15 protein-coding genes are annotated in these 12,805 nt (G+C 72.9%); 2 read left to right on the forward strand and 13 right to left on the reverse strand.

Annotated features, from left to right (window positions below; all coding sequences use genetic code 11):
- Together AB0F10_RS23480 and AB0F10_RS23485 are read right to left on the reverse strand one after the other, a co-directional pair.
- Entirely contained in the window at positions 1-360 is a 360-nt protein-coding gene (locus AB0F10_RS23480; protein WP_360628716.1) for a transcriptional regulator, read from the reverse strand.
- Positions 357-1,040: a hypothetical protein gene (locus tag AB0F10_RS23485; protein ID WP_360628719.1), complete on the reverse strand. Its 684-nt coding sequence runs from the start codon at positions 1,038-1,040 to the stop codon at positions 357-359. The genes AB0F10_RS23480 and AB0F10_RS23485 overlap by 4 nt, the downstream gene beginning before the upstream one ends.
- Before the next feature lie 132 nt (positions 1,041-1,172).
- Here AB0F10_RS23485 and AB0F10_RS23490 point away from each other — a divergent pair, with 132 nt between their 5' ends.
- Entirely contained in the window at positions 1,173-1,529 is a 357-nt protein-coding gene (locus tag AB0F10_RS23490; RefSeq protein WP_360628722.1) for a hypothetical protein, read from the forward strand.
- Here the strand turns inward: AB0F10_RS23490 and AB0F10_RS23495 are convergent.
- From AB0F10_RS23495 to AB0F10_RS23520, 6 genes are all read right to left on the reverse strand, one after another.
- Complete coding sequence (locus AB0F10_RS23495; RefSeq protein ID WP_360628725.1) at positions 1,523-1,708, reverse strand: hypothetical protein; 186 nt, start codon at positions 1,706-1,708, stop codon at positions 1,523-1,525. The genes AB0F10_RS23490 and AB0F10_RS23495 overlap by 7 nt on opposite strands.
- 45 nt (positions 1,709-1,753) lie before the next feature.
- Positions 1,754-4,321 carry a family 78 glycoside hydrolase catalytic domain gene (locus AB0F10_RS23500; protein WP_360628728.1) on the reverse strand — a complete coding sequence of 856 codons (2,568 nt, stop codon included), beginning with the start codon at positions 4,319-4,321 and terminating at the stop codon, positions 1,754-1,756.
- The gene (locus AB0F10_RS23505; protein WP_360628731.1) at positions 4,318-5,175 is read right to left on the reverse strand and encodes an NAD(P)H-dependent oxidoreductase; all 858 of its coding nucleotides are present in this window, start codon (positions 5,173-5,175) and stop codon (positions 4,318-4,320) included. The genes AB0F10_RS23500 and AB0F10_RS23505 overlap by 4 nt, the downstream gene beginning before the upstream one ends.
- On the reverse strand, positions 5,172-5,372 hold the full coding sequence (locus AB0F10_RS23510) for a hypothetical protein (protein WP_360628734.1): 201 nt from the start codon (positions 5,370-5,372) through the stop codon (positions 5,172-5,174). Before AB0F10_RS23510 ends, AB0F10_RS23505 begins: the two co-directional genes overlap by 4 nt.
- Positions 5,372-6,601 (reverse strand): NAD(P)/FAD-dependent oxidoreductase, encoded by a 1,230-nt coding sequence (locus AB0F10_RS23515; protein ID WP_360628737.1) that lies wholly within the window; start codon positions 6,599-6,601, stop codon positions 5,372-5,374. The genes AB0F10_RS23510 and AB0F10_RS23515 overlap by 1 nt, the downstream gene beginning before the upstream one ends.
- A gap of 94 nt (positions 6,602-6,695) precedes the next feature.
- Positions 6,696-7,214 carry a VOC family protein gene (locus tag AB0F10_RS23520; RefSeq protein ID WP_360628740.1) on the reverse strand — a complete coding sequence of 173 codons (519 nt, stop codon included), beginning with the start codon at positions 7,212-7,214 and terminating at the stop codon, positions 6,696-6,698.
- Between the two features lie 65 nt (positions 7,215-7,279).
- Between AB0F10_RS23520 and AB0F10_RS23525 the strand changes: the two genes are divergently transcribed.
- Complete coding sequence (locus tag AB0F10_RS23525; RefSeq protein WP_360628743.1) at positions 7,280-7,906, forward strand: MBL fold metallo-hydrolase; 627 nt, start codon at positions 7,280-7,282, stop codon at positions 7,904-7,906.
- 11 nt (positions 7,907-7,917) lie between these two features.
- On the opposite strand, the gene AB0F10_RS23530 is transcribed toward AB0F10_RS23525, so the two are convergent.
- The 5 genes from AB0F10_RS23530 to AB0F10_RS23550 all read right to left on the reverse strand — a co-directional run.
- Positions 7,918-9,147 (reverse strand): family 1 glycosylhydrolase, encoded by a 1,230-nt coding sequence (locus tag AB0F10_RS23530; RefSeq protein ID WP_360628746.1) that lies wholly within the window; start codon positions 9,145-9,147, stop codon positions 7,918-7,920.
- Positions 9,144-9,935: an ATP-binding cassette domain-containing protein gene (locus AB0F10_RS23535; protein WP_360628749.1), complete on the reverse strand. Its 792-nt coding sequence runs from the start codon at positions 9,933-9,935 to the stop codon at positions 9,144-9,146. The genes AB0F10_RS23530 and AB0F10_RS23535 overlap by 4 nt, the downstream gene beginning before the upstream one ends.
- 4 nt (positions 9,936-9,939) lie before the next feature.
- Positions 9,940-10,989 (reverse strand): ABC transporter permease, encoded by a 1,050-nt coding sequence (locus tag AB0F10_RS23540; protein ID WP_360628752.1) that lies wholly within the window; start codon positions 10,987-10,989, stop codon positions 9,940-9,942.
- The gene (locus tag AB0F10_RS23545) at positions 10,989-11,963 is read right to left on the reverse strand and encodes a substrate-binding domain-containing protein (protein ID WP_360628755.1); all 975 of its coding nucleotides are present in this window, start codon (positions 11,961-11,963) and stop codon (positions 10,989-10,991) included. The genes AB0F10_RS23540 and AB0F10_RS23545 overlap by 1 nt, the downstream gene beginning before the upstream one ends.
- A 109-nt stretch (positions 11,964-12,072) precedes the next feature.
- Positions 12,073-12,805, reverse strand: a 733-nt coding sequence (locus tag AB0F10_RS23550; protein ID WP_360628758.1) for a 2-dehydropantoate 2-reductase, incomplete at its 5' end; no start/stop codon positions are given.

Below are 12,805 nucleotides of genomic sequence, written 5' to 3' on the forward strand. Positions count from 1 at the left end.
TCATCGATCCGTCCCGGCGGTGGTCTCGACCCGCGCGATGAGCTGCTTCAGCCGCCCGATCTCCTCGGCGAGTGCGGTGTTGCCGGCGGCGGTGAGCGTGACCCAGGTGCGGCCGCGCCGGCCCTCATAGCCCTTCTCGACCCGGACCAGGCCGGCGTTCTCCAGCACGCCGAGGTGCTGGGAGAGGTTGCCGGCGGTCAACTGCAACTGCAGGCGCAGGTAGCCGAACTCGACCCGGCGCGCCTCGTGGGTGATGGTGAGGATGCCGAGGCGCACCCGCTGGTGCACCACGTCGTCCAGGCCGGTGACCGGGTGTCCGGACTGGGCCTCCGGGTCCGGGACGGCCGCCTCGGCGGTCACCGCTTCCGCCGGCGGGCCACCGCGAAGCCGACCGCGCCGAGCAGCAGCACGACGCCGCTGACGACCTGCGGCAACGCGAACCCCGCCCGGATCCCCCAGCCGAAGACGCTCCACCCCTCGTTCATCGGCAGCACCAGCAGCACCAGCACCAGGTATCCGAGGGTGAACACCAGCAGCCCGACGTTGCGCTCCAGCCAGGCCAGCACCAGCAGCGCCACCCCGATCGTGCCCCACGGTGCGATCAGCCGGTCCAGCACGAGCACAGCCTGGTTGAACCGGATCGGGTGGCTCGGGAAGTACAGGGCGGCCGCCACCCAGGCGGCGGTGAACACGACGGTGAGCGCGGCGCCGGTCAGCGCGTACGGCAGCACCCGGGCGCCCAGCCCGCGTGCCCGCGCGGCCCGCACGTAGCAGACGGCGATCACCGCATAGGCCAGCAGCAGCGCCGCCGGCCAGTAGTACAGAACGCCGCGGCGCGCGAACTCGCAGCCCCCGTCGGGCAGGCAGTGCACCTTCATGCCGAACCAGTCGAACGGGATCCCGGCGAACGTCGCGACGGCGAGCACCAGCAGCGCGGCCCAGGTCATCCGCCGGTCGATCCGGACCCGGTGGGCGAGGGCCCGCACGTCCGACAACAGCCGGCGGGGATCGCCGCCGGCGGGTACTGAATCAGTGGTCATGCCAATAGGTTTGCATAACAAACCTCTTTGCGCCAGTGCCGATCCGCGACGCCGGGCCGGGGGTGGCCGACGACACCGGTTGACCGCGGATCCGGCGCGGGCCTGGCGTCGGGCCGTCGAGCGAAGGAGATCATGCTGGGCCGCCAGTGCACATCGGCCTCCTACCTGCGGAGGCTGGAGGTGAACACGATCGACGAGAACGACGCGGTCCCGCCGGACCTGTGGGACATCGAGGCCCGGGAACGGCGTCCGGTGCGCGAGGTCGGTCTCGGCGAGGCGCCGGACGGATTCACGGTGACCGTCGACAACCTGGCGACGCAGGCCCCCGGCGACCGTCTCGAGGTGGCGGGCTGGTTGGGCGACGACCAGGTCGTCGCGGTGTTCAAGGTGGCCGAACTCGAGGACGGGAAGATCCTGACGGATAACGATCAACTGTCCGAGGAGGAGTTCCAGGACGAGTTCGGCTGCACCCCTCCCGCAGGCTACTGATTGCGGACTATGCCGAACGTCCAGGCGGAGTTCGGGCCCTGCGCAGTGCCCGCGTGCTCGTGCACCGACTCCGCCGGAACGGACTCGACGGCGTCCTCGGGCTTGACCCGGTCGGGAAGCTGGCGCCACCCCTCGGTGGGCTCGCGCTCTTCGGTGACTTCTGACTTTTCGGCTGACATCGCGTACCTCCCGCCGCCGATTCTGCCCGCCCGGCGCAACGCCCGTCAGGCGGGTGCCCGATTCACCGGTGCGGACCGGGTGTGCCGGCCCGGGCCGAGGCTCGTCGTCGTCCCGTCCGGCAGCCTCACCTCGGCGGTGCAGCCCGGCGGGATCGCGAGCTTCAGGACGAACTCGGCGTCCAGCTCCCACCGCACCTCGATCCGGCCGTGCGGCGACTCGTGGACGGCCTCGGCCCAGGTGATGCCGCCGCCCGGGTGCGGGTGCACCCGGAAATGGCGGTAGGCCGGCTCGGCGGGTTGCAGGCCCGCGACGTAGCGGTGCAGGAACGAGGCGACCGCGCCCTTGGCGTAGTGGTTCAGCGAGCCGTGCGCCACGCCGGCCGCGTCGACGCCGTTCCAGTGCTCCCACATCGTCGTCGCGCCGCGGTCGATCATCGTCAGCCAGGACGGCTCGGTGTCCTGGCCCAGCAGGTCGAAGGCCACGTCCGGGTGCCCGGCGTCGGCCAGCACCGGCAGCAGGTGCGGCGTCGCCAGGAAGCCGGTGGCGAGGTGGTTGCCGGCCGCACGGATCAGCTCGACCAGGCGGTCCGCCACGGCACGCCGCGTCGCCCGCGGCACCAGGTCGAAGGCGAGCGCGCGTACCAGATTGGCCTGGGTGTCCGGGGTGAGCCGGCCGTTCGCGGCGAGGAACTCGCGCCGCCAGGCGCCGGCCGCCCGGTCGCCGAGCGTCGCGTAGCGCCGGACGTCGCGGTCGCGGCCGAGGACCCGCGCGATCCGCGCCAGGAGCCTCGCGGAATGGGCGAGGTAGGCAGTCGCCACGTCGCCGCGGTCGGCGGTCAGCATCGCGTCGAACGGCGGCGGCTCCTCGCCCGGGACGAGCCACTCTCCCCAGTGGAATCCGGTGTCCCACAGGTACTTCTCGTGCGGCTCGGGCGTGGGCCGGGCCGCCGCCCGGTCCGGATGCCGCCCGGTGCGCGCCATCCGCTCGGCGCGGTCCATCCAGGCCCGCATCGCGGGCCACAGCTCGGCGAGGACGCGCTCGTCGCCGTACTGGCGGTAGAGCTCCCACGGCACGATGACCACCGCGTCGCCCCAGCCGGCCGAGCCGTTCAGCGCGGACATCGGGGAACCCTGGCCCTCGGCGGGCGGGCACGGGCTCATGTTCGCCACGGTCCCGTCCGCCCACTGGTCGGCCGCCACGTCCCGCAGCCACTTGGTGCTGAACCCGGCCACGTCGTAGAGGAACGCCGCGGTCGGCACGAAGAGCTGCCAGTCGCCGGTCCAGCCCGCGCGTTCCCGCTGCGGGCAGTCGGTGGGGATGTCGCAGACGTTTCCGCGTACGCCCCAGAGCGCCGCCTCGTGCAGCCGGTCGATGCGCGGGTCGCTGCACGAGAACCACCCGGTGCGGCGCAGGTCGGTGTGCACGACGACGCCGCGCACGTCGTCGGCGGTCAGCTCCTGCGGATGCCCCTCCACCCGCACGTACCGGAAGCCGTGCGTGGTGTGCCGCGGCTCGAAGACCTCGCCCGGCCGGCCCGCCGACGTCACCTCGTCGACCATGCCGGCCGGCAGCGACGCGGCAAGGAACGGGAACGCGGGCCGGAGGTGGTCGGTGGTCAGGTCCCCGCCGGCGTCCAGGTGCTCGCCGTGGGTCAGGGTGATCCGGGTGCCGGCCGGACCCAGGCGCCTCAGCCGGATCCAGCCGTTGATGTTCTGCCCGAGGTCGACCACCTGCCGATCGGGGCTCGGCCGGGTGACCGCGACCGGCACGATCTCCTCGACCCGGCGCACCGGCGGCGCCGGCGAGTCCACCAGGGTGTCGTAGTCGTGGTGTGCCACCGGCGCGTCGTCCCAGCCGGAGTCGTCGAAGCCCGGCTCGGTCCAGCCGACCGGCAGCGCGGAGAGGTCGACACGCTGCCCGTCGATGAGGTCCGCGCCGGTGAGGTGCCCGCGGGCGCACCTCCACGACCCGGTCACGCCGTCGTCGAGCTGGGCCAGCACCGCGACGCGGGTGCCCCACTGCCGCGCCGAGCGCAGCGCGCCGGTGCGGCCGCGCCACCAGCCGTCGGACAGCACGATCGCGAGCACGTTCTCGCCGTCGCGCACGAGGGCACCGATGTCGTAGGTCTGCACCTGCAGCCGCGAGTCGTACTGGGTGAAGCCGGGCGTCAGCTCCGCGTCGCCCACCCGCTCGCCGTTGACGAACGCCTCGTAGACCCCGTGCGCGGTGAGGTGGAGCCGGGTCGGGCGCCCCACGAACGTGGTGCGCACCAGCGGCGCGCCCGGCTCGATCCACGGCTGCGTCCAGTCCCCGGCCGAGAGCAGGCCCATCTCGAACCACCCCGGCGCCGACCAGTCGCTCTCGCCCCGGTCGGTCCACGCCTTGACCTGCCAGGTGACGCGCTCGGCGGACCGGAGCGCGGGACCGGCGTAGTCGACCAGCAGGTTGCGCCCGCCGACGACCCACCCGGTGTCCCATCCGTTGCCGGTGCGGATCCGGTACGCCTTCTGCCTGATCACGCCCTCCGGCAGGCGCCACGACAGCCGGGGCGACGCGGTGTGCAGGCCCAGCGGATGGTCGAGATGCTCGACCCGCAGCCCGTACGGGGTCACGGCCGCACCACGTGCTCGAAGGTGCCGAACTCGGCGGCCCGCGCGTCGATCTCGGCCCGCCTGTGCCCGTGCGCGGCGGCGGTCTGCTGTATCTCAAGGGCGTGCGCGCGCTTCTCGGCCATCGAGAGCACCGACGAGCTGAGGTCGGTCCACCGGATCGTGCCGCCGTCGGCAAGCTCGCCCGCGCTGCCGCAGGTCGCGCACGTGACGCCGGTGCCGGCCAGCTCGACGACGCTGAGGTGGCACATCGGGCACAGCCCCGGCTCGCCCAGATACCGCGCGTCGTCGAAGGCCACGCCCAGCTGCGACGCGACGTTGGCGCCGAGCCGCGCCGCCCGCTCGATCGCCGCGGCGTCCAGCAGGATCGACCGCGGCGTGCCGGCGCCACCGAAGACGACCTGGTCGACCACGGCGATGTGCATGGAGAACGCGACGGTGTGCAGCAGGGGCAGGGCGAGGGTCTTCCACTGCGGGGTGAGCGAGCCGCCGACCGCGAGGAAGCCGGCCACCCGCGGCTTGAGCACCCGCTCGTCCACCCGGAACGGCACGGCCGGTTCGCTGCCGTCGCGGCGCGCCGCGACCAGGTGCTCGATGATGGCCGCGTCGGCGTTCGGGCCGAGCAGGCGGTCGATCACCGACTTCAGGCGGGCGGCGATCGTCCGGGTCATGATCGGCGTGCTGACGATCAGGCCGTCGCACTCGACGAGCAGCTCCCACAGCCACCAGAGGTCGTCGTCCGTTTCGAGGTCGGTCAGCCGGACCAGTCGCGCGTCCCCGGCCGCGCGCAGCGCCGCGGTCAGCAGGATCTCGGCGCTTCCGCCGGGCTGACCGCAGCCGAGGCCGAGTGTCCTCACCGGTCCGCCCGCCGGGACAGCAGCTCGATGAGGTTGCCCTCGGGGTCCGCGACGAACGCCGTGCGGACGCCCGGCTCCGGCGACGGCCGCGGCGTCATCACCGGCCCGGCCCCGAGTCCGACGACGAACACCGCGTCCCCGAACGCCCGCGACAGCGCGGCCCCGGCGGGCCGGCGGCGCGCAAGCCGACCGGTCATCAGGCGTCGGACGCCCGCGCTAGCGCGCCGCCGCCGAAGTTCTTGTCGTGATCGAGCGTCATGGCGTGGAACGGGTAGGCCACGTCGCGCATGTCCTGCTCGTAGGCGCCGATCGCGGCGATCAGGCCGGACTCGCCGCGGCCGGCCCGGGTCAGCTGCTCGACCAGGTGCTCGGCGTCGCGCAGGGCCAGGTTGGCGCCCATGCCGATGGTGGGGAGCATGGCGTGCGCGGCGTCGCCGACGAGCGTGACCCGGGACGGCGCCCAGGTCGCGGCCGGGACGATGAAGCCGAACGGGATCATGAAGATGGAATCGAGCTCCATCCGGCCGACGATCTCCGCCGCGGCCGGGTGCCAGCCGGCGACCGCCCGCCGCATCGAGTCGCGCAGCATTCCCGGGGTCTCACCGGTCCACTCGGCGGACGGCGGCACCTCGGTGCCCGGCGCGACGCTGCAGGACACCATCAGGTACGGCCCGACCGGGTCGAGCGTGACGTCCGGCGCGATCGCCTTGGCCGCCTCGTGCACCGGCTGCCGCGGGTCGAAGACGCCGACCAGCATGCGGCTGCCGGCCCGGTCGACGGCGATGACGACGCCGTCCATGAGGGTGGCCGGCACGATCTCGCGCAGCTCCGGGGTGAGCGGCACCCGGCCGTAGACGCCGATGCCGCGGACGCCGGTCGCGATGATGGGCACCTCGGGCAGCCGCTGGGCGCGGACCGCGGAGCGGATGCCGTCGGCGCCGACCAGCACGTCGCCGCGGGCGGTGCCGCCGTCGGCCAGCGTGACGCTGACCCCGTCGCGGTCCTCGCTGTAGCCGGTCACCGCGGCGCCGGCCCGCAGGGCGTCGCCGAGGCGGGCGCTGAGGATCTGGCGCAGCGTGCGGCGGTGCACGCCGGTGTGCGGGGTCTCGCCGGTGTTCGGCGGGCCGAGGTGCGGCTGCGAGCTGAGCTCGCCGAAGTGGTCGTGCAGGACGATCGACTCCTGCCGGCCGTAGGTGGTGCGCGACGTGGCCTGGTAGAGCGCGAACAGGTCGTCGGACAACACGCTGCGCAGCGCCTCGCCGCCGAACGCGTTCATGTGCAGGTAGTAGCCCTGCTTGCGGTTGAGGTCCCGGTCCCGCTCGAAGACCTCGACGGTGTGCCCGTTCTTCACGAGTCCCTGTGCGACCGCGAGGCCGGACAGCCCGCCTCCGGCGATCAGCACGTGCAGCGGTCGGGGATCGGTCACGGTGGCGCTCCCGGGGTCGACTGACTTTCATCTAGCGATAACGTGTTTCAGTCCCATGACGACTGTAGGGGTGAAACCCACCTCAGGTCCAGGGTCAGATTCCCCTGAGCAGGGCCCGGCCGTCCCAGTCGGCCGCCGCCGCGGCCAGCCGGCCGTGCATGGCGAGGATCGGCGGCCCGGCCCGGTGCAACTCGATCGGGTGCGGGAAGAGCGGGCCCCCGTCATACCAGGCCACCTGCACGGCGCCGGTCGTCGCCCGGTGGATCGGCCGGCAGCCGGCGGCCTCCAGCCGGGCGCCCTCGGCCTCCAGATCGTCGGTCACCCACGAGACGTGGCCGATCCGGTCGAAGGCGATTCCGTACGCCGCGGCCAGGCCCTCGTCGACCGAGTGCACCTCGGCCAGTTCGAGCACGATCGGGCCCCAGGCGGCGAAGGCGGCACTGTGGTCGAAGAACGCCGGGTCGGTGATCTCGGTGCCGTCGGCCATCCGGAACGCGTCGAAGCTGACGTGCCGGTGCACCAGGAACGGGCCGATGCCCAGCGTGCGGGCCATCCGCTCGGCCGCGGCCGGCAGGTCCGGCACCCAGTAACCGACGTGGTGGAGACCCTTCATCTTGACCCTCCGGTGCCTTCGCTGTATGGAATAGGTGTTCTGTGAGCGAGAGTAGGGTGGCCGCAATGAAGCTGACGCACCTCGGGCACGCGTGCCTGCTCGTGGAGACCGACGTCCGCCTGCTCGTGGACCCGGGCACGATGTCGGACCTCGCCGCGCTCACCGACCTCGACGCCGTGCTGGTCACCCACCAGCACCCCGACCACGTCGACACCGAGCGGGTGGCCGCGCTGCTCGCCGCCAGCCCCGGCGCCCGCCTCGTGGTGGACCCGGACTCCGCGGCCGCGGTCGCGGCCCTGCCGCGGCTCGAGGTGGCCCGACCCGGCGACCGGCTGACCTTCGGCGGCACCACGGTCGACGTGCACGGCGGCCTGCACGCGAGCGTGTACGGCCCGGTTCCGGGCTGCACCAACAACGCCTACCTGGTGGACGACGGCGCCTTCTTCCACCCGGGCGACTCGTTCACCGTGCCGCCCGGCGACGTGGACGTGCTCGCGGTGGCCATCGACGGGCCGTGGCTCAAGCTGGCCGAGGCGGTCGACCACGTGCGCGCGGTCCGGCCCCGGGTGGCGGTGCCGATCCACGAGGGCGAGACCGTCGACCCGGGCAAGTACGCGGGCCTGCTGGCCGCGTTCGCCCCGGACCGCGCCGCGGTGCGGCGGCTGGCCCGGGGCGAGGCGACCGGACTCTGAGGCCCGGGCGGTCACCGGGACGCGACGGCCGACACGATCCGGGCGTACTCGGCCGCGCTCGGCTTCGGCGTACGCGCGAAGGTCTCGCGGTCCACCTCGACCAGGCCGAGGCGCAGGTCGTAGCCGAAGACCCACTCGAAGTTGTCGAGCAGGGTCCAGTGCAGGTATCCGAGCACCGGCACGCCGTCCGCGATCGCGTCGCTCAGCCCCGACAGGGCCGGCTCGAGGAACGCCGCGCGGTGGGTGTCGTCGTCGGTGGCCATGCCGTGCTCGGTGACGAAGACCGGGACGCCGGCCTCGCCGTGCACGTAGCGCACGGCGTTGCCCAGCGACGGCGGATAGATGTCCGAGCCCATCTGGTTGACCGCGGCGCCCGGCGGCGGCGGCAGCGGGCCGTCGGCGTCGTAGCGGGCCCGTTCGTAGTTCTGCACCCCGACGAAGTCGTCGCCCGAGACCAGGCGCAGCCAGCGACCGTACACCTCGGAGCGCTTCCGGTCCCGGATCGTGGGGTCGCCGACCGCCTGATCGTCGACCACGGCGAGGCTCAGGCCGACCGGAAGGTCCGGGCGGCGGGCCTTGATGACGGCCCTCGCGGCCACGTGCGCGGCGGCCCGGCCGTCCTCCATGGCCCCGAGCTCCTCGGCCAGCACCACGTTGTCGAGCCGGTAGCGCTCCACGCCCGCCGCCTTGCTCGCACCCTCCAGGGTGGCCCGCTCGAGCTCGCGCACCTGCTCGGGCACCGGGATCCAGGACAGCAGGCGCGGCAGGTTCGGCTCGTTGAGCGTGATCGCGTACGCGATGGAGTCGCCGATCCGGTCCATCAGCACGCCGCAGTAGCGCGCGAACAGCTCGGCCGAACCCGGATCGAGCCAGCCGCCGCGCATCGCGAACCAGTGCGGGTTGGTCATGTGGTTGAACGTCACCACGGGCGCGAGGCCCAGCTCGTGGCACCGCTCGACGATCGCGGCGTAGTGCGCCAGCGCCGCCTCGGAGAACTCGCCCTCGACCGGCTCGACGCGCGCCCACTCCACCGAGAACCGGTACGCCGACAGGCCCATCCCGGCCACCAGGTCCAGGTCCTCGCGCCACCGGTGGAAGGCGTCGCAGGCCGGGCCGGAGCGCTCCCGGAAGATGGTCGGCGACACGTTCTCGGCGAACCAGGTGTCGCTGGTGTCGTTGCCGCCCTCGGTCTGGTGCCCGGACGTCGCGACGCCCCAGAGGAAGCCGCCGGGAAATCTCATGATGCCACCTGTCCGAACATCGAGGCGCGGGCGCCGGTGATCCAGCCGACCAGTTGGTCGCCGTCGGTCTCGGCCGTCGCCACGTCGGCGACCTTGCGGCCACGGTTGAGCACCACGATCCGGTCGCACACGTCGGTGGCGAGCGGCAGGTTGTGGGTGACCAGCACGCACCCGACGCCCCGCTCGGCCATCCGGGCGATGAGCGCGCGCACCTGCCGGGTCTGCTCATAGCCCAGCGCCGCGGTGGGCTCGTCGAGCAGCAGGACGCCGTTGCGATCGCCGGCGACCCGGGTCGCGGCCCGGGCCAGGGCGACCACCTGCCGCTGGCCGCCGGAGAGCATCTCGACCGGCCGGGTCACCGCCGCGGTGCGCACGCCCAGGCGGTCCAGCTCGTCGGCGGCCCGCCTGCGCTGCGCCTTGTGGTCGACGAACCCGAGCCAGCCGAGCGGGCCCCGGCGCAGGATCTCCCGGCCGATGTTGAGGTTGGTCGCGATGTCCTGCGCGTCGACGAGCGCCAGGTCCTGATAGACCATCTGCACGCCGGCGGCGGTAGACTGCCTCGGCGAATGGAAGACGGTCGGCTCGCCGTGCAGCAGGATCGTGCCGCCGGTCGGCTGATGCGCGCCGGACATCACCTTGAGCAGTGTCGACTTGCCGGCGCCGTTGTCGCCCAGCAGGCCGACGACCTCGCCGTGGCGCACCGCGAAGTCGATGGCGTCGAGCGCGCGCACGTAGCCGTAGTGCATGTCTATGCCGCGCAGTTCCAGCGCGGGCGGGGCGTCGGTCACGAAATCACCTCGTTCCGGTGTGTGCGGACGCCTGCGCGGTGCTGACCAGCCGCCGCGAAACCATTGTGGACACCCACTTTTCCAGAACGAGCGAGCCCAGCAACAGCATTCCCGTCACGGTGGTCGCCCAGTACGGCTGGATGCCCTTGATGGTCAGCCCGTTCGAGATGGTGCCGAGGATCAGCGCGCCGACCAGCACCCGCGGCAGCGACCCGCGGCCGCCGCTGAGCGAGACGCCGGCCAGCGCCACCGCGGTGAGCGCGTTGAAGATGATGCCGGGGTTCGCGGCCGGGTTCGCCTCGGTCACCAGCCCGGCCGTGACCAGCCCGCCGAGCGCCGCGCAGAAGCCGCTCACCACGAAGCCCAGCACCTTGTACACCTCGGCGTTGACGCCGGAGCGCCGCACCGCCTCGGCGTTGCCGCCGACCGCCATCAGCCGGATGCCGTCCCGGGTACGCGTGAGGAAGGCGGTGCCGGCCAGGAACAGCGCCGCCACCACCCAGACCGGCGCCGGGATCCCGGCGAAGCGATCGGTGCCGAGGAACATCAGCCCGGTCAGCCCCGGAATGGTGTAACCGCCGGCCAGGGCGGCGGCCAGCCCGGACAGCACCGACAACGAGCCGATGGTGACGATGATGGGGTTGAAGCCGCGCAGCGCGATCAGCCCGTTGACCACGCCGACGCCGACGCCGACGGCCAGCCCGGCGAGGATGCCGAGCCAGGTGCCGATCCCGTGCGTCATCAGCCAGCCGCAGACGCAGCCGGCCATCGCGGCGGTGCCCGGAATGGACAGGTCGAGCGCGCCGCAGATGACGCCGACCGCGATGCCGGCCGCGAAGATGGCGGTCAGCGCCGCCGCGTTGGCGATCAGGATCGCGTTGTCCAGGCTGGCGAAGTAGGGGCTGGCCCAGACGCTGAAGGCGATCAGCAGCAGGGCCCAGAGGACGAAGATGCCGCGGTCGCGGGCGAAGATGAGCCAGCGGACCCCCGCCGGGTCCCCCTCGTTCCCGGCGGAGGCGACCCTGTCACCCGATTCGGCGATCACAGACATCATCAGCCCTCGGCCGTGATGACCTTCTGCGGAACGATCAGGATCTGACCGTTCGCCTTCGGGTCGGCCTGCATCGCCACGAGGGTGTCGAAGGACTGCGTCATGTCGGCCTGGAACTGCAGGGCGACCGAGGCGAAGATCTTGCCGGCCTTGACGTTCTGCAGCACCTCGTCGTTGCCGCCGAAGTCGGTGACGCACTTCGCGGTCCTACCGGCCGCGGCGAACGCGCCCAGCGCCCCGAGCGCGCCCTCGTCGTTCGACGCCATCACGGCGCTCAGGCCGGGCCGGCCCTGCAGCACGTTGCCGATGTCGGTCTGCGCGCCGGCCCGGTCCTTGGCGATCACGGTCTGCACGATGGCGGACCCGGGCGCGGTGGCCTCGAGCGCCGCGGCGGCGGCCTCCTCGAACTCCTTCTTGCCGGCCTGACCCTCGGAACTCTGCGCGAAGAGCACGTCGGCCTTGCCGCCCATCCTGGCGTTGACGCAGTTGCCGAGTTGCTCGCCGAGCGCCTTGCCGCCGGCCGCGTAGTCGACGTAGTCGAACGTGACGCCGGGCTGCGGGCCGGAGTAGCCGTACTCGTCGGGGCGGCCGTTGACCAGCAGCGGGATGCCCTTCGACTGGGCCGTCTTGATGATCGGCACGAGCGACGGCGGCGCCACCGCCAGGATCCAGCCGGCGCCCGCCCGGCCCGAGCTGAGCACCTCGTTGAGCTGCTGGGTCTGCTTGCTGGGGTCGAAGTTCGGGTCCTGGACGATGACCTCCCAGCCCTTGCTGCCCGCGTAGCCCTTGACGCCCTCGGACAGGCCCTTGAGCGCGGGCGGCGCGAGGGACAGCGGCGAGAAGACAAGCGTCTTGGGCAGGGCGGCGGCCGCGGTCGATCCGCCGGAATCCGCCGCGTGGCTGCAGGACGCCAGCAACAGCAGCGCGGCGCCGAAGGCGACTATGGCGCGCCGCGGGCGCGCGTGGTGAGAACTCACGGCCGGACTCCTCGCTGTGATCTTGCTATATCCCGACTTTCACCTGGTGAAAACTACTTTCCAAGTTGCTGGGTGAAACGTAAACGACGCCGATGGAGAAGTCCATGGCCTACCTCCAGGAGTTCTCCAGGCCGCGCACCAGCGCGACCAGGCAGTCGTGCGCGGGCGTGGCGACGCCGACCCGCCGGCCCTCGTCCGCGATGCCGCCGTTCAGCACGTCGATCTCGGTCGGCCGCCGGGCCAGCACGTCCTGCAGCATCGACGGCCGGTGCCCGAACGCCTCCCGGATCGCCTCCTCGACCGCATCGGCGGGGTCGCGGGTCAGCTCGATCCCGGCCGCCGCGCAGACCGCCCGCGCCTCCGAGATCAGGATCTCCACCTGGGTACGCAGGGCCGGATCGGTGCACACCTGCCCGACCGTGAGCCCGGTGAGCGCGGCCAGGGGGCTGGTCGCCGCGTTGAACACCACCTTCGTCCACTGTGGTCCCCGGGCGTCCGCGACCGCGTGCGACCGCAGGCCGCCCTCGTTGAGCAGCCGGGCCAGCAGCTCGATCTCGTCGGCGCCCGCGGGCTTCGGCTCGAACGGCCCGAGCCACGAGTCGCCCGGCGCGTCATAGCGGACGGTGCCGGCGGCGGTGACCGCGCCGGCCGTGACGATGGTGCCGCGGATGACCCGCGGCACGAACTCGGCGATCAGCTCCTCGTTGCCGACGCCGTTCTGCACGCTGACGACCGCGGCGCCGGCGAGCACGTCAGAGAGGCGGAGCGCTCGGGATACGACTCGCGCGTGCTGGTGGTGGTGCCGGACCCGGACCTGCGCGGCTCGCTCGCGGCCCAGTTGA

This window comes from Actinoplanes sp. NPDC026623 (assembly GCF_040638275.1).
In the GTDB taxonomy this organism is placed as follows: Bacteria; Actinomycetota; Actinomycetes; order Mycobacteriales; family Micromonosporaceae; genus Actinoplanes.

Excerpts from the sequence above, each read along its gene's own strand:
- AB0F10_RS23485 (WP_360628719.1), bottom strand. The coding sequence starts at position 1,040 with ATGACCACTGATTCAGTACCCGCCGGCGGCGATCCCCGCCGGCTGTTG.
- AB0F10_RS23490 (WP_360628722.1), top strand. The coding sequence starts at position 1,173 with ATGCTGGGCCGCCAGTGCACATCGGCCTCCTACCTGCGGAGGCTGGAG.
- AB0F10_RS23495 (WP_360628725.1), bottom strand. The coding sequence starts at position 1,708 with ATGTCAGCCGAAAAGTCAGAAGTCACCGAAGAGCGCGAGCCCACCGAG.
- AB0F10_RS23510 (WP_360628734.1), bottom strand. The coding sequence starts at position 5,372 with ATGACCGGTCGGCTTGCGCGCCGCCGGCCCGCCGGGGCCGCGCTGTCG.
- AB0F10_RS23520 (WP_360628740.1), bottom strand. The coding sequence starts at position 7,214 with ATGAAGGGTCTCCACCACGTCGGTTACTGGGTGCCGGACCTGCCGGCC.
- AB0F10_RS23525 (WP_360628743.1), top strand. The coding sequence starts at position 7,280 with ATGAAGCTGACGCACCTCGGGCACGCGTGCCTGCTCGTGGAGACCGAC.
- AB0F10_RS23530 (WP_360628746.1), bottom strand. The coding sequence starts at position 9,147 with ATGAGATTTCCCGGCGGCTTCCTCTGGGGCGTCGCGACGTCCGGGCAC.
- AB0F10_RS23540 (WP_360628752.1), bottom strand. The coding sequence starts at position 10,989 with ATGATGTCTGTGATCGCCGAATCGGGTGACAGGGTCGCCTCCGCCGGG.